Below are 17,197 nucleotides of genomic sequence, written 5' to 3'. Positions count from 1 at the left end.
TGAGGCGCGGCGCCGGGCAGCCTAGACTGGCTGCCAATGACCGATAACGGCTACGCCATGACTACATCTCCCGAGGGGGATCCGACGCCCGGCCTGAGCTGGCGCGTCAAGTTGGCCATTGCGGCGCTGGTGCTGATCGCCATCGGCGTGATTTTCGCCACGAACCAGTGGATGACCGCGCGCTCGACCGAGGCGACCCGGACACGTGCTGAGTTGCGTCTGGCGCTTTATTCCGGGAACCTGTTGGCCGAATTGCAGCGCAACCAGGTCGTGCCTTTGCTTCTGGCGCGTGACCCGGAACTTATCAAGGCGCTGCAGTCGCATGACTTCACCTATACCTCGCAGCGGCTGATCTCGTTCAAGGACGAAATCGCTGCGGCCTCGATCGTGCTTCTGGACGGCGGCGGGCGGATCGTCGCGGCCACCAATCGCCACCGGCTTGGCGTTTCGATGGCGAAGGAACCGTTCTTCATCTCGGCCCTCCGGTCGAAGGATACGGTCTTTACGGTTGCCCGCCGCGACGAGGGCGACTTCGGATTTACCTATTCCCGCGCGCTGAGCGCGGAGAACAAGCCCATCGGTGTCGTGGTGGTCGAGGTCGACTTGCGCAAGTTCGAGCGCGCCTGGGCCGGCCTGCAGGACGCCGTCGCGATCACCGACAGCGAAGGCGTCGTCCTTCTCGCGACCGAGCCGCGCTGGCGCGCCCTGCCGTTGGACGAAGCCATTGCGATGAAAAGCGGCAACTCGACTTTCGAACGCGCGGTGATGGCGACGACCGACTGGACGCAAACCCAGCCTGACGCCTATGTGCGCGGCGAGGCGGTGATGAAGACCGAAGCGCGCATCCCCTTCCAGGGCTGGCGGCTGGTCACCTACACCACCTACACCTCGATCCGCGACCAGGTGAACGGGGTGCTTGCGCTCGAGATCATGGGCTTTGCCATCCTTCTGGCGCTGACCTTCTATCTTCTGTCCCGCCGGGCCCTGTCGCAGTCGGTGCTGTTCCAGCGCGAAAGCGCCGAGTTGCGCCTCCTGAACGCCCGCCTTCAGCGCGAGATCGCCGAGCGCGAGAAGATGCGCAAGAACCTCGAGGTCGCCGAGCAGACGCTGGCGCAATCCTCGAAACTCGCAGCCCTTGGCGAGATGTCGGCGGCGGTCAGCCACGAGTTGAACCAGCCATTGGCCGCGATGAAGACCTATCTGGCGGGCGCGCGGCTTCTCCTGCAGCGCCGTCGCGCAGAAGAGGCGCTGTCGTCCTTCCAGCGGATCGACGACCTGATCGACCGCATGGGGGCGATTACCCGGCAACTGAAGTCCTATGCCCGCAAAGGGGGCGAGGCCTTCGAGCCGGTCGATGTAAAGCAGGCCGTGTCCTCGGCCCTGTCGATGATGGAGCCGCAACTCAAGGCTCGCGTCGTGAAGATCACGCGGACTCTGCCGCGGGGCCCGGTCATGGTGCTGGCGGACCGCATCCGGCTGGAGCAGGTCATCATCAACCTGCTGCGCAACGCGCTGGACGCCACGCGGGACCGCTCCGAGCCGGAGATCGAGATCCTTTTGACCGCAGGGGAGACGGCCACTCTGGCCGTGCGCGACAACGGTCCAGGCATCAGCGACCTCGAAAACCTGTTCGAGCCGTTCTACACGACCAAGAAGCCGGGAGAGGGGGTCGGACTTGGCCTTGCGATCTCGTCCGGCATTATCAATGATCTGGGCGGAAGACTGACCGCCCGCAATTCGGAAAGCGGTGGGGCTGTATTCGAGGTTCAGCTTCCCATATTGGGACAACCGGCCCTGACCGAGACCACCGAAGCAGCCGAGTGAGGTAACATGGCACGCACGATGAAGGTCGCGATCGTCGACGACGAAGCCGACATGCGCCAGTCGATCAGCCAATGGCTCGCCCTGTCGGGATTCGACACCGAGACTTATGGCAGCGCCGAGGATGCGCTCAAGGGCATCGGCCCGGACTTTCCCGGCGTTGTCGTCAGCGACATCAAGATGCCGGGCATGGACGGCATGGCGCTGCTGAAAAAGCTGATGGGCCAGGATTCCGGCCTGCCGGTCATCCTTATCACCGGGCATGGCGACGTGCCGATGGCGGTCGAGGCGATGCGGGTGGGGGCCTTCGATTTCCTCGAGAAGCCCTTCAACCCCGACCGCATGACCGAACTTGCCAAGCGCGCGACGCAGGTGCGCCGCCAGACGCTCGACAACCGCGCGCTGCGTCGCGAACTTGCCGACGGCAGCCAGATGATGAAGAAGCTCATCGGCACGTCGACTGTCATGGATCGATTGCGCGAGGACATTCTCGATCTCGGGCAGGCGGACAGTCATGTGCTGATTGACGGCGAGACCGGCACCGGCAAGACGCTGGTCGCCCACGCGCTTCATGCGGTCGGCCCGCGCGCCGGCAAGAAATTCGTCACCATCTCCTGCGCCGCCTGGTCCGAGGATCAGCTGACTCAGCGCGTCTTCGGCCCGACCGAGGACGGATCCATCCCGCTGATCGAGGAGGCCCGAGGCGGGACGCTCTGTCTCGAGGATATCGAGGCGCTGAGCAGCGCGCTGCAGGCACGGCTCCTGACCGTCATCAATGAGCAGGGCACCCCGCCCGAAACCCGGATCATCGCGATCTGCAACGAACATGCGCCGGACAAGACGGTCGAGGATGCGCTGCGGCCCGACCTCTACTACCGGATCGGGGCGATGAAGATCACGCTGCCGCCCCTTCGGATGCGGGGCGAGGACATTCTGGCGCTCTTCACCCGGTTGTCCGAGGAGTTCGCCGAAGAATACGGCTGCGACGCCCCGCAGGTCACCGCGCAGGAAGCGGCGCAGCTTCTGCAGGCGCCGTGGCCCGGCAATGTCCGCCAGCTGGTGAACATCGCCGAACGGGCGGTCCTGCAGAACCGGCGGGGGTCCGGGTCGATCGCCTCGCTCCTGATGGCCGACAACGAGGCGGCTGGGCCGGTGCTGACCACCGAGGGCAAGCCGCTGAAGGAGCATGTCGACAGTTTCGAGCGGATGCTGATCGACAACACCATGCGTCGTCACAAGGGGTCCATCGTCGCGGTGATGGAGGAACTGTGCCTGCCGCGCCGGACCCTGAACGAGAAGATGGCGAAATACGGCCTCAGCCGGTCGGACTACGTCTGACCGGCGCAACCGAATTTTCTGCGAAAATTCAACATTCGTCGCTGCGGCGGCTGGGGCGGCGGCGAATTTTCGCAGAAAATTCGGACAGCCGCCCAAGCACGCATCACGAATCCCCATTGTCATTTTCTGCGCATGACCTTTATGGTCACGGAACGCGGTTAGCGGTCACAACAGACCGTCCGCGCGAGAGTTTTCGCGCCGGAGGCGCGGGCCGGGTCCGAGGTGGCCCGGACGCGCCAGAGGCGGAAAAAGGCCGAAAGGCCAAGAGGCTTGCCTGCCACGTCGTTGATGTGACGGGCTTTTCACAAGGGAAGCGCCCTGCGCTTCCGGGACCAGAACCGCGATGGAATGCGCATCGACAGGATCAGGACGGCATGAGCGCCCAGGCGCCGCCGGACCGCTGGACCTTGCGCCCACCTTCGCCCGAACAAGTCACCCGCGCCACGCTGCCCGTCCGCCCGGAGCCTGCTTCGCAGGACGGCGGCAACGCCGGTGCATTGGAATAACATGGCAAAGAAGATGCTTATCGACGCCACCCATGCGGAAGAAACCCGCGTGGTCGTGGTCGACGGAAACAAGGTCGAGGAATTCGACTTCGAAACCGTCAACAAGCGCCAGCTTCAAGGCAACATCTACCTCGCAAAGGTAACCCGGGTCGAGCCGTCGCTTCAGGCGGCCTTCGTCGATTACGGCGGGAACCGGCATGGCTTCCTCGCCTTCGCCGAGATACATCCCGATTATTACCAGATCCCCGTCGCCGACCGCAAAGCGCTGCTCGAGGAAGAGCGCGCCTATGCCCGGGCGATGGAAGAGGAAGAGAACGGCCGCTCGCGGTCACGGTCGCGTCCGAAACCCGCACCCCGGACAGAGGCTGTCACGGGCGAGGGGGATGCGACGCTGGCCGGCGCCGAGATCGGATCGATGGATGTCGTCGATCTGGGCGAAGAGACCGGCGCGGATGCTCTGTTCGCATCCGAGACCCTGGTAGAAGAGGCCCCGGAGGCATCCGAAGCCGACGACAGCACCGGTCAGCATCGCGGACATGACCACGATCACGCCGGTGAGCCGCCCTCGGCGGCGGACGACAACGGCAATGGCAATGGCCACCGGCCTTACCGCGCCGTCGATCATGCTGCCGACGTTGATGACGAGATCGAAAGCGTCGCCGAGGAGGACGTGGCCGAGGAAATCCGCCAGCCGCGCAAACCCCGTCCGCGCCGCTACAAGATTCAGGAAGTCATCAAGGTCCGGCAGATCATGCTGGTCCAGGTCGTCAAGGAAGAGCGCGGTAACAAGGGCGCGGCGCTGACCACCTATCTGTCGCTGGCCGGCCGCTACTGCGTGCTGATGCCGAACACGGCGCGGGGCGGCGGGATTTCCCGCAAGATCACCCAGGCGGCGGACCGCAAGAAGCTCAAGGAAATCGCGCAGGAGATCGAGGTGCCCGAAGGCGCGGGTCTCATCATCCGCACGGCGGGCGCCAAGCGGACCAAGCCCGAGATCAAGCGCGACTACGAATACCTGATGCGGCTGTGGGAGCAGATCCGCGAACTGACGCTCAAGTCGATCGCGCCCGCGCCGATCTACGAGGAAGGCAACCTCATCAAGCGGTCGATCCGCGACCTCTACAACCGCGAGATCGAAGAAGTTCTGGTCGAAGGCGCGGAAGGCTACCGCGTGGCCAAGGACTTCATGAAGATGATCATGCCGTCCCACGCCAAGGTCGTGCAGCCCTATCACGAGCCGATGCCGCTGTTCGCGCGCTATCAGGTCGAAAGCTATCTGGGCGGCATGTTCAACCCGGTCGTCCAACTGAAATCCGGCGGTTACATCGTGATCGGCGTGACCGAGGCGCTGGTGGCGATCGACGTGAACTCGGGCCGGGCCACCAAGGAAGGCTCGATCGAGCAGACCGCGCTGAACACCAACCTCGAGGCCGCCGAGGAAATCGCGCGGCAACTGCGCCTGCGCGACCTCGCCGGCCTGATCGTCATCGACTTCATCGACATGGAAGAGCGCAAGAACAACGCCGCCGTCGAGAAGCGCCTGAAGGACAAGCTGAAGACCGACCGCGCCCGCATCCAGGTCGGTCGAATCTCGGGCTTCGGTCTGATGGAGATGAGCCGCCAGCGCCTGCGTCCGGGAATGCTTGAATCCACCACCCAGCCTTGCGCCCATTGCCACGGCACCGGCCTGATCCGGTCGGATGACAGCCTGGCGCTGCAGATCCTGCGCGCGCTGGAAGAGGAAGGCACGCGCAAGCGCTCGAAAGAGGTGCTGTTGAAGGCCCCGGTCGCGATCGTCAACTACCTCATGAACCAGAAGCGCGAGCATATCGCACTGATCGAGGCCCGCTACGACATGGCGGTGCGGATCGAGGCCGATCCGGCGCTCATCAGCCCGGATTACTCGATCGAGAAGTTCAAGACGGCGACTCGGGTGATCTCGCCCGCGATGGCCTCGGTCATCTCGGCGGAAAGCACGACGATGCCGGATCTGGTCGAGGAAGACGAAGATATCGTCGAAGAGATCGACGAGGTCGAGGAAGAAGCCGAGGAAGCCGCCGCCCCGCGCCCGCAGTCGGCCTCGGGTGACGGTCAGCCGAAGAAGAAGCGCCGTCGCCGTCGCCGTCGTCGGGGAGGCAGCGGGTCGGCTGAGGGGGCTCAGTCCACGGCTCAGTCGGGCGACGAAAACGCCTCTGACGAGGATGAGGGCGATGACACCGCCGAGGACGACGAAGAAGACTCCGTCGAGGTTGCTGTCGCGGCCGAGGCTGCAGGCGCGTCCGACGCCGAAGTGATCGCGGCCGAAGTGGTGGAGCCGGCTCAAGCGGAAGCGGAACCTGCAGCCAAGCCGAAATCGCGCTCGCGGAGCAGCTCGAAGAAGACCGGCGAGGGCGAGCCGGCTCCAAAGCCTGCCAGCAGCCGGTCGCGGTCGTCGAAGTCGAAGGCCAAGAGCGAAGAAACCGTCGCCGAACCCGCTGAATCTGCGGCCCCGGAAGTTGCAGAGAAGCCGAAACCCAAGACTTCGACCCGCTCGCGCTCGTCCAGCAAGAAGGCCGCAGAGGCGGCCCCTGCGGTGCAAGCACCGGCGCCCCCAGTTGTCGAAGTGCAGGCCGTCGTGATGGAATCGGAACCTGTTCCCGCAGGAGAGCCGGCTGCGATCGTGGAAGCCGCTGCTCCGGCGGAGGTCGAGGTCGTGACAGCCACCCCGGAACCTGCCGCCCCGGAACCCGAAGCGGCCGATGATGACGGCAAGCCGAAGAAGCGCGGCTGGTGGTCGATCGGCCGCTGATTGGACGCAAGAGCTCAAAAGGCGGGCGCGGGGGAAACCTTGCGCCCGTCTTTCTATTCGCCGCGCCGGATCAGGTAGAGGCCGACCGCGCCGTCCTGCACGGCGCCGAGGAAGGCATGCCCGGCTTCGGCGCAGAAATGCGGAAGATCGATCGCTGCCATCCCGTCGGTGGCGCGCACGCGGAGAACCTGCCCGGGTTGCATCGCCATCAGCCGCTTGCGCGCCCGCAAGACGGGCAGGGGGCAGAGAAGCCCCTCGCAGTCAATCTCGTCATCCCAGCTCGGCGCGTCGGTCATGGCATGGGCGGATACGCCAGGCGGCAGGGGACGTCCACGCCTTTGTGACGTTGCTGCAGCGTGACGGCGGGAATGGCTTGGGCTATGTCGGCGGGACAGGAGGACAGGCATGTTCGGAATCGACGTGATCGACGCAGGGCTTGTCCCGGCCATGCTGGTGGCGCTGGCCGCCGGCATCCTGTCTTTCCTCAGCCCCTGCGTGCTGCCGATCGTCCCCCCCTATCTTGCCTATATGGGCGGGATCAGCGTGGGCGAGATGCGCAAATCCGGCCACGCGCATACACGCGTCGTCCTCGCCGCGCTGTTCTTCGTGCTCGGCCTTTCGACGGTCTTCCTGCTTCTCGGGTTCACGACCTCGCTCTTCGGGGCGTTCTTCCTGACCCATGCCGAATGGTTCAACACCGTTGCCGCGCTGATCGTCATGGTGTTCGGCCTGCATTTCCTTGGCATCCTCCGCATGCCCTTTCTCGAGCGGGACATCCGCATGGATGCCGGCGACCGCGGCGGCTCGGCCTTTGGGGCCTATGTGCTGGGCCTTGCCTTCGCCTTCGGCTGGACGCCCTGCATTGGCCCGCAGCTGGGCGCGATCCTGTCGCTTGCGGCAAGCGAGGCGAATGTTGCGCGTGGCACGCTGCTGCTCGCCGTCTACGCCGCTGGTCTTGGGATTCCCTTCCTGCTGGTGGCGATATTCTTCCCGCGGCTGACCGGGCTGATGGCCTGGATGACGCGCCACATGGAGAAGATCGAGCGCCTGATGGGGCTTCTGTTGTGGACGATCGGCCTGCTGATGCTGACCGGGGGCTTCTCGAGCTTTTCCTATTGGCTGCTCGAGACATTTCCCGCGATGGCGACTATAGGTTAGCCCTTAATTTCGGCCAAATCCGGCGCTACTCTCTAACCCAAGGAGAGTGACTGCATGCGTTCCAGTCCCGCCAAGAGCGTTCGCCGCCGCCGGGTGTTTTACATCCCGGGCTATGACCCGTTCCCGCCGCGCCGCTACCGCGAGCTTTACCGCAAGGAAGGGGCGATGCAGGCGCTGGTTTCGGGCTATAGCCTGGTCCTGTCGCGGCGCAAGCACACCGGGCCGGATGGCTGGCACGTCGCCTCCGAGATCGACGGAAAAGCGGTCTCTACCGAGATGCAGGTGCTGGTCTGGGCCGATCTGGTGCAGGACTCGATGGGGCAGGGCATCCCCGGCACCTATCTTCAGTTGTTCCGCACCGCCTGGGCCTATATCGGGAGCGGTGCTCTGTTCCGCCTGATGCGGCTTCGCAAGGGGCCGATCATCGCGGCTCTCTATCCGATCATCCTGCTGTTGATTCAGCTGGCTCTTGCCGGGCTGATGGGCTGGGGTGTTGCACAGGTCGCGGCGGGTTTCATTCCAGTCGTGGCCGCGGCACCGCTCGGCCTAGCAACGGTGGCGCTGGTCCTGGTGGCCTTTCGGCGGCTCGACCGCCACTTCTTCGCGTATTACCTGATGCATGACTACGCCTACACGGCACAGCATGGTGGCGCGAATCCGGACGAACTCGAGGCTCGCATGTCCGCTTTCCGCCAGACGATCCGCTCGGCGCTTGAAAGCAATGTCGACGAGGTCCTCGTCGTCGGCCATTCCTCGGGGGCGCATCTGGGGATCTCGATCCTGGCTGACCTGATCCGCGAGGGCCTGCCCGAACGCAAGGCCGAACTTGCCTTCCTGACCCTCGGGCAGGTGGTTCCGATGGTGTCGTTCCTGCCCCATGCCGACCGGCTTAGGGCTGACCTGAACTATCTCTCGGCCCGCAAGGAGCTGACCTGGGTCGATGTCACCGCCCCGGGCGACGGCTGCGCCTTCGCGCTCTGCGATCCGGTCTCGGTCTCTGGCGTGGCGCCGCCCGACCAGCGCTGGCCGCTGGTGCTTTCGGCGGCCTTCACCCAGACGCTCAGCCCCGAACGCTGGAAGTCGTTGCGCTGGCGGTTCTTCCGCCTGCATTTCCAGTACCTCTGCGCCTTCGACCGGCCGGGCGACTACGACTATTTCCGTATCACCGCCGGTCCGCTGAGCCTGCGCGCCCGGTTCGAGGGCCGCCCCCCCTCGAAAAGCCGTATCGTCGAGCCGGCCTCGGGCCATACCAGCATGCACGCATGATCCCGCCGAAGCCGCCTGCGCGCGAAGGCCGGACCTCCTTCTGGCGCTATCTGCGGCTGTTCCGGAAAGACATCCTCTCGGCCCAGCCCGCGCGGCTGTACCGCGCCTGGATGGCCGAGTTCCGTACACCCTTCTTCCGCAGCTATCTCTGCAACGATCCGACGCTGGTGCGGCTGGTGCTGTCCGACCGGCCGGGCGACTTTCCCAAGTCCGACCGGGTCCGAGAGGGGCTGGCGCCGCTTCTGGGCAATTCGGTCTTTGTCACCAATGGCGAGGTCTGGACCCGCCAGCGCCGCCTGATCGACCCGGCCTTCGAGGGCGGACGCCTTCGCGACACCTTCCCCGCCATGTTGGCGGCCGGAGAGGCGGCAGTTGAGCGGATGCCGGAGGGCGACGTCGAGGTCGAGGAGCAGATGAGCCACCTGACGGCCGACATCATCTTCCGCACGCTGTTCTCGATCCCGATCGAACACCGGACTGCCGCCGAGGTGTTCCGCCTCTTTCGCGAACATCAGCGCACGCAGCCAATCCTGAACCTTGGCGCACTTCTGCCCCTGCCAGCCTGGCTGCCGCGCCTGCACCGTCGCACCACGGTCGCGACCGCCGCCAGGATCCGCCAGCTCATCACCGAATTGACGCAAGAGCGCGCCGCGCTGATCGCGGAAGGCCGGGCCCCCGACGACCTTGCGACGAAGATCATGACAGCCCGCGATCCGGTGGATGGCAACGGCTTCGACACGGCGGAAATGGTTGACCAGGTCGCGATCTTCTTCCTGGCCGGGCACGAGACCTCGGCCTCGGCACTGTCCTGGGCACTTCTGATGCTGGCGCTTCATCCCGAGGTGCAGGAGCGGGTGGCGGCAGAGTCTGTGGCCTTGGGCGAAACGCCGGGGTTTTCCGCCGTGGCCGGCCTTCGCTACACCCGCGACGTCTTCCGCGAGGTGCTGCGCCTTTATCCTCCGGTGCCGATGATGGTGCGAGAGACGACACGGCCGGAGAGGTTCCGCGATCGTGATGTTCCTGTCAGGTCACAGGTCGTGCTCAGCCCCTGGCATCTGCACCGCCACGAGCGGCTTTGGGACGATCCGGACAGTTTCGATCCAGACCGCTGGCAGGATGCCGCGCGCAAGGCCCCTGCGCGGGAGGCCTACATCCCCTTTTCCGCCGGGCCGCGCGTCTGCACGGGCGCGGGCTTTGCCATGCTGGAAGGCGTCCTGATGCTGGCGCTTCTCGTTCGAGCCTTCCGGTTTGCCCCTGGGCTGGGGCCGCTTCCGACACCAGTCGCGCATCTGACTGTCCGGTCGCGCGACGGCATGGTCCTGCGCGTGCTGCGTCGCGGCGATTCAACCCCGAAGTGATTCGCTCGCCAGCAAGTGCCTGAGAACAAACAGACGGATTGCCGATGCGAGGCCGCAGTCGCCGCGTTCGGTGTCGATTGTTTCCGCCAAGTGATTGATCGATAGCCCTTTTTCTGCCGCAATGCGGCGAAAACATGACCAGAATTCTGGTTCGAGGGAAACGCTGGTTCTATGCCCATTTAGCGTCAATGAATGTTTTTCCGGCCTATTGTTCACGGATCTTCTCTAATATGGCCATCGAGGTGCTTCTTGAGCCGCAGCGCCTCTTCTTCATCTTTTTGGCGTTGTTCGGGCGTACGCCCATATTTCGCCGCATTCTCTGCCGCCTTTTGGCGCGCCACTTCTCTCTGTTTTTGCTTGGAAAAGCGGCGAAGGTTGATGATTTGGCTCATTTTTCTTGTGGATTCAACCTCTGGTGGGTAGATGCATGGCCGAAGCGGGCAACCTTATGCTAGACATAATCTTGCCACAGAAATGGGCCAAGTCATCGGGGTTTCCTGGTTGGGGATTGTTCCGCAGGAAGAACCAGAAGTTAAGAAGGGACGATATGATGAAGAGCAGCATTATAGCTATTGCCCTCGCTGGTGGCATGATCGCGAGCCAGGCCTCGGCGGCCACCGTTTCGGTCGATGTCTACGCGAAGAAGGATTCGGTTTCCAATTCAGTCCTGACCGGTGCCGATACCGGGCTGACCGTAGTTGCCGGGCATACCTACGAGATCAAGGTTGACCCGAGCGACACCTGGCGTATCGGCAACACTCTGCCGCGGCATGAAGGCAATGCCGATGGCATGACCGCGACGCGGCTCTACACGCTGTTCGGCAAGACCTTCAATCATGGGACCCTGGTTGGCCGGATCGGTGATGGCGCTTTCTTCGAGGTCGGCACCTATTTCCGTGGCATCGTCAGCGCTTCGGGTGCGCTGAAGCTGTTCATCTGGGACAAGAACTATCTCGACAACAGCGGCTTCGTGACAGCGGAGGTTGCCCCTGTTCCGCTGCCCGCCGGCGCGCCGCTGCTTGCCTCGGCCTTGCTGGGATTCTTTGCCCTCCGCCGCCGGAAGTCGGCCTGACGCTGATCGGGCGAAGAGACGACACAGGAAAGGCCGCCGTTGCATCCAACGGCGGCCTTTCTCTTTGTCGAAGCTGTCTTCAGCCCTTCGGTCCGATCATGTCCTCCGGGCGAACGACGCGGTCGAAGGTTTCGCCGTCGACATAGCCAAGCGCGATCGCTTCCTCGCGCAGTGTGGTGCCGTTCTTGTGGGCAGTCTTGGCGACCTTGGTCGCCGCGTCATAGCCGATGGTCGGGGCCAGAGCGGTAACAAGCATCAGGCTTTCCTTCATCAGCTTGTCGATCCGGGCGCGGTTGGCCTGAATGCCGACCACCATGTTGTCGGTGAAGCTCGACGCTGCATCGCCCAGAAGCTGCATCGACTGCAGCACGTTATAGGCCATGACTGGGTTGTAGACGTTCAGCTCAAAATGGCCCTGGCTGCCGGCAAAGCCCACGGCCGCGTCATTGCCCATGACATGGGCGCAGACCATCGTCAGCGCCTCGGCCTGGGTCGGGTTGACCTTGCCCGGCATGATCGAGGATCCCGGCTCGTTTTCCGGCAGGATCAGTTCGCCCAGACCCGAGCGCGGGCCGGAGCCGAGCAGGCGGATGTCGTTGGCGATCTTGAAGAGGCTGACGGCAACGGTGCGAAGCGCGCCCGAGAAGAACACCATCGCGTCATGGGCGGCCAGCGCCTCGAACTTGTTCGGCGCGGTGACGAAGGGCAGACCGGTAATCTCGGCGATCTTCGCCGCAACCCGCACGTCCCAGCCAACACGGGTGTTGAGGCCGGTTCCGACGGCGGTGCCGCCCTGCGCCAGTTCATAGACCTCGGGCAGACATTTCTTCACACGCTCGATGCCCGAGGCGACCTGATGGGCGTAGCCGCCGAATTCCTGTCCAAGCGTCAGCGGCGTCGCGTCCTGCGTATGGGTGCGGCCGATCTTGATGATGTCCTTGAACTCCTCGGACTTCGCGGCCAGCGCCTTGTGCAGCTTTTCCAGCCCCGGGATCAGCACGTCACGTGCCATCATGCCGATCGCGACATGCATGGCGGTCGGGTAGGTGTCGTTCGACGACTGGCCCATGTTGACATGGTCGTTGGGGTGGACCGGTTTCTTCGATCCCTTCACGCCGCCCAGCATCTCGATCGCACGGTTCGAGATCACCTCGTTGGCGTTCATGTTCGACTGGGTGCCCGACCCGGTCTGCCAGACCACCAGCGGGAAGTTGTCATCGAACTTTCCGTCGATCACTTCCTGCGCAGCGGCGGCGATGGCATTGCCGAGCTCGGGCGAAATGTCACCCTGGGCAATGTTTACGAGCGCGCAGGCCTGCTTGATGACGCCAAGCGCGCGGACGATGGCAACCGGCTGGCGCTCCCAGCCGATCGGAAAGTTCTGGATCGAGCGCTGAGTCTGCGCCCCCCAATACTTGTCGGCGGGAACCTCGAGCGGGCCAAAGCTGTCGGTTTCGGTACGGGTTGCGGTCATGGGCAAGCCTCCTGCGGAATCTCTGCCCCTATAGGACGGGGACCGGCCGAAATCAATCGGCATACCGTCGCATACCATAACGCGTGACGTCGCAGGCAGGCTTACTTGCGGAACTTGTCGAGGCTGACGACCTCGGCCTCGTGCGGCTTGGCGTCCTCATCCTCGGCTTCGATTTCCTCATCCTCATCGTCTTCTTCGGGATGGGTCTCGAAGCGCAGGCCAAACTCGACGGACGGATCGACAAAGGTGCGAACCGCGTCGAAGGGGATCACCAGCGGCTCGGGCTGGTTGCCGAAATTCAGCGTGACCGAAAAGCCGTCATCGGTGACGACAAGGTTCTCGTACCAGTGCTGGATAACCACTGTCATCTCGGAGGGGTAGCGCGACCTCAGCCAGTCGGCCATTTCGACATCGGGATGCGTGGTGTCAAAGGTGATGAAGAAGTGGTGGGCGCCCGGCAACCCGTCCCGCGCGACATCGCTCAGCACGTTCTGGATCAAGCCACGCATCGCGCGGTGCATGAGGTTGCCGTAGTCGATACTGCGCGCCATGCCCGGATTCCTGAACTGCTCCTGCGTCCAGCATAGGGGATTTGCCCGTCAAGGGAAGGGGGCGATGTCGGAAACTGGCCAGGGTCAGATCTGCGCCCAGGCCCAGGAAAGGCCTGCCGACAGGATCAGCACCAGTGGCAGCGGCCAGTGCCGCCACAGGATCGCCCCCCCGGCAAGAAGCCCCAGTACAAGCGCTTCTGGATGCAGCGAAGCGGGATCGGGAAGCGGCAGATGCAGTGGTCCGATCTGCATGTCGTTGACCGTGCCGAACAGCACATGCACCCCGAACCAGACCGAGATCGAGGCGATGACGCCCACAACCGCCGCGGTGATGGCCGCCAGAGCCCCTTTCAGTGCCGGACGTCGGGTCAGATGCTCGAGCCACGGAGCACCGGCAAAGATCCACAGGAAACAGGGGGCAAAGGTCATCCACAGCGTGACTGCCCAACCGGCAACCCCGAGCGGGATCCCGCCCTTCGCCTCGGCCGCCAGGTATCCCACGAAGGCGGTTACCAGGATCAGCGGACCCGGCGTTGTTTCAGCCAGCCCGAGGGCGTCGATCATCTGCGCCTGCGTGATCCAGCCATGGTCCTGTACAACGCTCTGTGTCATCCAGCCGAGCACCGCATATGCCCCGCCGAAGGTTACGACCGCGAGCTTGGAGAAGTAGACACCAAGATCGAAGAGTATCCCGTGTCCGGACAGCGCCAGGGCCGCCAAAGGCACAAGCCAGACTGCAAGCCAAAGGGCGATGGTCCGAACCGTCTTGGCCGGGGGCGGAGTCGGGATGTTTACGGCCAAAGCGGCCTGCCCGCGCGCCTCGATCCACCCCCAGAGCGCCGCCGCAACAATGATGGCAGGGAAAGGGATGTTCAGCAGAAAAAGCGCAATGAAGGCCAGGACTGCAATGGCGAGGTCTCCCGGTCCGCGCAGCGCACGCTTCGCCACCCGCTGGAGGGCATGAAGCACGATCCCGAGAACTGCCGCCTTGACGCCCAGAAGCAGGGCCTGCGCCTCGGCTGCCGAGCCCCAGATCGCATAGGCCGTGGCCAGCGCAAGGATAACCAGTGCGCCGGGCACCACGAACAGCAGGCCCGCGATCAGCCCGCCGGGCGTGCCCCGCAGCTTCCAGCCGGCATAGGTCGCAAGCTGCATCGCCTCCGGCCCCGGAAGGAGCATGCAGAAGGAGAGGGCACGCAGGTATTCCTCCTCGCTCAGCCAGTTGCGTTCTTCAACCAGTTCGCGATGCATCAGCGCGATCTGCGCGGCAGGTCCGCCGAAGGAGAGGAGGCCGATCCGGGCAAAGACCCGGGTCAACTCGCCAAGGGACACGCTCATGCCGGACGTCCCGCCGGCCAGTCATGCCCCTCGTCGAACCCGTCGCGGGCCCATCGGTAGAGCGCGTCGTAAAGACCCATCCCGGCCTCGAGCTGTTCCAGATCATCGCGGTAAAGTCTGGACAGTCCGACGGAAACCGCCAGAAGCCCCGCCGCCTGCGGGGCAAGGTCGTGCCTGTCGTTATCGGCAGCGCGCACCACGGTTGCCAGCCGTTCCAGCGCCGGGGTGGACAGTCCGAACTCCTCCACCATTGTGTCGAAGGTGCAGCACTCGCCGCGATGCGACCAGCGGACATCAGGAACGTCGAAAGGCGTGGCTGCGAACCGCTCGGCGACACCCAGAACCTCGGCTGGGGCGACATAAAGGAACCGGGCCGCTGGATCGACAAAACGGCGGATCAGCCAGGGGCAGGCGATCCGGTCGATCTTCGGGCGGTGGCGCGTGACCCACAGACCGCCGGGGGAGAAGCTGTCCAGCGGCACGCGCGGCAGCCCTGCCTCTGCCCAGGCGATGGTGCCGCCCTCCAGCACCTCGGCCGGGATGCCCTTGAGCCGCAGATGGGCGGCCACGCCCTGCGAGAGCTTTCGTCCGCGTTGGCAGAGGATGACGGCGCGTCGTCCCGTCAGGGTAGCGGCAAGGCTCTCGGGCCGGTCGAAGGGGTAAAGGCGCGATCCGGGCACAAGGTGAGGATCTTCCACCACATCCTCGGGCAGGCGAACGTCGATCAGGGCAGGTGCATCGGGGGTACCGACAACCCGTGCCAGTTGGGCTGGGGTGATCGTATTGAAGTCGGGCATGAGCATCCCTTGCAAAGTGACAATGGATGCGACTCTCTGGCCTATGCCTCACGGGGTGATCGCCGACCCCATGACCGAAGCCTAGGGGCGGGGTGCGGTGCGCGTCAAGCGGCGGGTTTGGTCAGTTCGCGCAAGAGTTTTTCACGCATCGCACGAGGATAGTCGCGCAAACCACGGGCGGTAATGACAAACCCGCCCTTGGTCACCGCCCATCGCAGATAGAAGTTGGTAATCGGCGTCGAGACGCCCATGTCCTCGATCGCGATGGCATTGATCTCGATCCCCTGAACCTCGGCCCGTTGGCGAGCCTGTCCGACGGTGAAGCCGACGTTCTCGGGTCCGTCGCCCGAGATGTCGATGACTTTCCGGCGACAATCGGCAACGGCGGGAAACTGAGCGGCCGAGACATCGATGGCTTGCCCGACTGCAGTCTCAGACGCGCGGAAACTCCTCGGCAGGGCGCGGGCGGCAGCGGACAGGCGGGCGGCGTCGCCGGCACCGAAGATCCGTTGCCAGGGGATGACGACGGCCTGTGCACCAATGCCAGACCATTGGACGACCGAGATGGCACTCTGGCCGGCGACCAGCGCATCGACGATCTCGGGATCCTCAAGACCTTCGGCAAGTCCGCGGATCTGAAGGTCGTATTCCGCGGCATCGATCGAGCCGGAGATGTCGATGGCGAGCAGAAGGGCGGTGTCGCATGCCGCGGCGGCCGATATCAAGCCCGGCAGAAGCCCCGCCACCAGGCAAGGCCCCTTGAGCCATCGCAGCGTGGCGTTGAGCCTCATCCGATGGCACTGTCCAGGGGAAGGGGAGGTCCGACGACTTTCATGCGATGCGCCGCAGAAAGGTCAGCAAACTGCTGCGGTGTCATCTTCCCTTTGGCGCTTCCTTCTCGGAAGAAGTCCTCCATCGTTCCGGCCGGCTGAAACAGGACGACCAGCCGCGCCCTTTCGCTGAGATTGGCAAAGGCATGGGGAATGCCGCGGGGTCCGAAGACGCTGTCCCCCGGACCGAGGCGATGCGTGACCTCTCCGACCCGCAGGATGAACTCGCCTTCAAGGACGAAGAACCATTCGTCCTGATCGAAATGGATATGGAGCGGCGGGCCGCCACTTTCGGTTCGGACCGTGTCGAAAACGCACAGGGCGCCGCCTGTTTCGCGTGCCGACACCTTGAGGTCGAACCTGCCATTCAGAAAGTGAAGCGGCGTGTCGAACCGGTCTGCGTCGCGGCGGACAACCTGGGCCACGCCATCTTCTGACCTTGCTGACATGATGCCCTCCCGGAGCCTGACCAATCATAGCACGGAACGGCTCCTCGCGCTCCGACGGAATTCAGTGATCAGGCAGGGATGGGGAGAGTGCAGGTTTCTGTTGCCAGGTACCTGCGAACCCCGCCTTACGCGGCTAAGCGCAAGGGCTTAAGTTTTGGTCTTGCGAACTGCTTACGCAGCCAGCGCGACCGGAGCACGGTTGTCGTTGGCAACTGTACTTTTGCACCGATAACGGTGGTAGCTCACCGAGCGAAAGCTGGCCCCTTTGGACGTTCGTCGATCCTGTTTCGGCCCCATCCGCCCCCAACGAGGGAAAGTTTGGTGGAGCCGCCGGGTACCGCCCCCGGGTCCGATCCGCGTATTACGGGTGCGTTTATCGCCATAGTCCCGGCAAGCCGGAACATCTCTGATATAAGCAGCGTGCGATCTGGCCGCAAGCGCCCCGAAAGGA

The 17,197-nt window shown here is 64.2% G+C and carries 17 protein-coding genes and 1 other RNA gene; 8 read left to right on the top strand and 10 right to left on the bottom strand.

Going from position 1 to position 17,197, the window contains the following annotated elements:
- Nucleotides 1–57 precede the first annotated feature (57 nt).
- From L0V05_RS15680 to L0V05_RS15670, 4 genes are all read left to right on the top strand, one after another.
- Complete coding sequence (locus L0V05_RS15680) at nt 58–1,824, top strand: sensor histidine kinase (protein ID WP_234872042.1); 1,767 nt, start codon at nt 58–60, stop codon at nt 1,822–1,824.
- Nucleotides 1,825–1,830: 6 nt separating this feature from the next.
- Entirely contained in the window at nt 1,831–3,159 is a 1,329-nt protein-coding gene (locus L0V05_RS15675) for a sigma-54-dependent transcriptional regulator (RefSeq protein WP_234872040.1), read from the top strand.
- Nucleotides 3,160–3,533: 374 nt separating this feature from the next.
- Nucleotides 3,534–3,665 carry a hypothetical protein gene (locus tag L0V05_RS20555; RefSeq protein ID WP_255683782.1) on the top strand — a complete coding sequence of 44 codons (132 nt, stop codon included), beginning with the start codon at nt 3,534–3,536 and terminating at the stop codon, nt 3,663–3,665.
- A gap of 1 nt (nt 3,666) precedes the next feature.
- Complete coding sequence (locus tag L0V05_RS15670) at nt 3,667–6,453, top strand: Rne/Rng family ribonuclease (RefSeq protein WP_234872038.1); 2,787 nt, start codon at nt 3,667–3,669, stop codon at nt 6,451–6,453.
- Between the two features lie 53 nt (nt 6,454–6,506).
- Here the strand turns inward: L0V05_RS15670 and L0V05_RS15665 are convergent, their stop codons facing one another.
- A complete protein-coding gene (locus tag L0V05_RS15665; protein ID WP_234872036.1) occupies nt 6,507–6,749 on the bottom strand; it encodes a sulfurtransferase TusA family protein in 243 nt (80 codons plus the stop codon).
- A 109-nt stretch (nt 6,750–6,858) separates the two neighbouring features.
- On the opposite strand from L0V05_RS15665, the gene L0V05_RS15660 reads away from it, so the two are divergent.
- From L0V05_RS15660 to L0V05_RS15650, 3 genes are read left to right on the top strand one after another with little or no spacing between them, the layout of a single operon-like run.
- Nucleotides 6,859–7,611, top strand: a complete 753-nt coding sequence (locus tag L0V05_RS15660; protein WP_234872034.1) for a cytochrome c biogenesis CcdA family protein — start codon at nt 6,859–6,861, stop codon at nt 7,609–7,611.
- A 54-nt stretch (nt 7,612–7,665) separates the two neighbouring features.
- Nucleotides 7,666–8,877 (top strand): hypothetical protein, encoded by a 1,212-nt coding sequence (locus L0V05_RS15655; protein WP_234872032.1) that lies wholly within the window; start codon nt 7,666–7,668, stop codon nt 8,875–8,877.
- On the top strand, nt 8,874–10,235 hold the full coding sequence (locus L0V05_RS15650) for a cytochrome P450 (RefSeq protein ID WP_234872030.1): 1,362 nt from the start codon (nt 8,874–8,876) through the stop codon (nt 10,233–10,235). Before L0V05_RS15655 ends, L0V05_RS15650 begins: the two co-directional genes overlap by 4 nt.
- Here L0V05_RS15650 and L0V05_RS15645 read toward each other — a convergent pair.
- Both L0V05_RS15645 and L0V05_RS15640 read right to left on the bottom strand, forming a co-directional pair.
- Nucleotides 10,221–10,451, bottom strand: coding sequence for a ribbon-helix-helix domain-containing protein (locus L0V05_RS15645; RefSeq protein ID WP_234872029.1), 231 nt, complete (start codon nt 10,449–10,451; stop codon nt 10,221–10,223). The genes L0V05_RS15650 and L0V05_RS15645 overlap by 15 nt on opposite strands.
- On the bottom strand, nt 10,448–10,627 hold the full coding sequence (locus tag L0V05_RS15640; protein WP_234872027.1) for a DUF4169 family protein: 180 nt from the start codon (nt 10,625–10,627) through the stop codon (nt 10,448–10,450). The genes L0V05_RS15645 and L0V05_RS15640 overlap by 4 nt, the downstream gene beginning before the upstream one ends.
- A 158-nt stretch (nt 10,628–10,785) precedes the next feature.
- Between L0V05_RS15640 and L0V05_RS15635 the strand changes: the two genes are divergently transcribed.
- Entirely contained in the window at nt 10,786–11,307 is a 522-nt protein-coding gene (locus L0V05_RS15635; RefSeq protein ID WP_234872025.1) for a VPLPA-CTERM sorting domain-containing protein, read from the top strand.
- 79 nt (nt 11,308–11,386) lie between these two features.
- Here L0V05_RS15635 and fumC read toward each other — a convergent pair whose 3' ends face one another.
- The 7 genes from fumC to ssrA all read right to left on the bottom strand — a co-directional run bounded on the left by fumC (nt 11,387) and on the right by ssrA (nt 17,187).
- Nucleotides 11,387–12,781, bottom strand: a complete 1,395-nt coding sequence (gene fumC, locus L0V05_RS15630; RefSeq protein ID WP_234872023.1) for a class II fumarate hydratase — start codon at nt 12,779–12,781, stop codon at nt 11,387–11,389.
- A 101-nt stretch (nt 12,782–12,882) separates the two neighbouring features.
- The gene (locus L0V05_RS15625) at nt 12,883–13,332 is read right to left on the bottom strand and encodes an SspB family protein (RefSeq protein ID WP_234872022.1); all 450 of its coding nucleotides are present in this window, start codon (nt 13,330–13,332) and stop codon (nt 12,883–12,885) included.
- 84 nt (nt 13,333–13,416) lie between these two features.
- Nucleotides 13,417–14,670, bottom strand: a complete 1,254-nt coding sequence (chrA, locus tag L0V05_RS15620) for a chromate efflux transporter (RefSeq protein ID WP_234872020.1) — start codon at nt 14,668–14,670, stop codon at nt 13,417–13,419.
- Entirely contained in the window at nt 14,667–15,467 is an 801-nt protein-coding gene (locus L0V05_RS15615) for a chromate resistance protein ChrB domain-containing protein (protein WP_234872018.1), read from the bottom strand. Before L0V05_RS15615 ends, chrA begins: the two co-directional genes overlap by 4 nt.
- A 104-nt stretch (nt 15,468–15,571) precedes the next feature.
- A complete protein-coding gene (locus tag L0V05_RS15610; RefSeq protein WP_234872016.1) occupies nt 15,572–16,258 on the bottom strand; it encodes a DUF1194 domain-containing protein in 687 nt (228 codons plus the stop codon).
- Nucleotides 16,255–16,746: a cupin domain-containing protein gene (locus L0V05_RS15605; RefSeq protein WP_234872014.1), complete on the bottom strand. Its 492-nt coding sequence runs from the start codon at nt 16,744–16,746 to the stop codon at nt 16,255–16,257. The genes L0V05_RS15610 and L0V05_RS15605 overlap by 4 nt, the downstream gene beginning before the upstream one ends.
- 86 nt (nt 16,747–16,832) lie before the next feature.
- Nucleotides 16,833–17,187: a transfer-messenger RNA gene (ssrA, locus tag L0V05_RS15600) on the bottom strand.
- Between the last annotated feature and the right edge of the window lie 10 nt (nt 17,188–17,197).

The organism is Alitabrizicola rongguiensis (genome assembly GCF_021491355.1).
Taxonomy (GTDB): domain Bacteria; phylum Pseudomonadota; class Alphaproteobacteria; order Rhodobacterales; family Rhodobacteraceae; genus Aliitabrizicola; species Aliitabrizicola rongguiensis.
The sequence above is the reverse complement of the archived record's forward strand: the minus strand, read 5'-3'. Positions and strand labels throughout refer to the sequence as shown.

Coding starts and splice junctions, on each gene's coding strand:
- L0V05_RS15680 (WP_234872042.1), top strand. CDS start 58: ATGACTACATCTCCCGAGGGGGATCCGACGCCCGGCCTGAGCTGGCGC.
- L0V05_RS15675 (WP_234872040.1), top strand. CDS start 1,831: ATGGCACGCACGATGAAGGTCGCGATCGTCGACGACGAAGCCGACATG.
- L0V05_RS20555 (WP_255683782.1), top strand. CDS start 3,534: ATGAGCGCCCAGGCGCCGCCGGACCGCTGGACCTTGCGCCCACCTTCG.
- L0V05_RS15670 (WP_234872038.1), top strand. CDS start 3,667: ATGGCAAAGAAGATGCTTATCGACGCCACCCATGCGGAAGAAACCCGC.
- L0V05_RS15665 (WP_234872036.1), bottom strand. CDS start 6,749: ATGACCGACGCGCCGAGCTGGGATGACGAGATTGACTGCGAGGGGCTT.
- L0V05_RS15660 (WP_234872034.1), top strand. CDS start 6,859: ATGTTCGGAATCGACGTGATCGACGCAGGGCTTGTCCCGGCCATGCTG.
- L0V05_RS15655 (WP_234872032.1), top strand. CDS start 7,666: ATGCGTTCCAGTCCCGCCAAGAGCGTTCGCCGCCGCCGGGTGTTTTAC.
- L0V05_RS15650 (WP_234872030.1), top strand. CDS start 8,874: ATGATCCCGCCGAAGCCGCCTGCGCGCGAAGGCCGGACCTCCTTCTGG.
- L0V05_RS15640 (WP_234872027.1), bottom strand. CDS start 10,627: ATGAGCCAAATCATCAACCTTCGCCGCTTTTCCAAGCAAAAACAGAGA.
- L0V05_RS15635 (WP_234872025.1), top strand. CDS start 10,786: ATGAAGAGCAGCATTATAGCTATTGCCCTCGCTGGTGGCATGATCGCG.
- fumC (WP_234872023.1), bottom strand. CDS start 12,781: ATGACCGCAACCCGTACCGAAACCGACAGCTTTGGCCCGCTCGAGGTT.
- L0V05_RS15625 (WP_234872022.1), bottom strand. CDS start 13,332: ATGGCGCGCAGTATCGACTACGGCAACCTCATGCACCGCGCGATGCGT.
- chrA (WP_234872020.1), bottom strand. CDS start 14,670: ATGAGCGTGTCCCTTGGCGAGTTGACCCGGGTCTTTGCCCGGATCGGC.
- L0V05_RS15615 (WP_234872018.1), bottom strand. CDS start 15,467: ATGCCCGACTTCAATACGATCACCCCAGCCCAACTGGCACGGGTTGTC.
- L0V05_RS15610 (WP_234872016.1), bottom strand. CDS start 16,258: ATGAGGCTCAACGCCACGCTGCGATGGCTCAAGGGGCCTTGCCTGGTG.
- L0V05_RS15605 (WP_234872014.1), bottom strand. CDS start 16,746: ATGTCAGCAAGGTCAGAAGATGGCGTGGCCCAGGTTGTCCGCCGCGAC.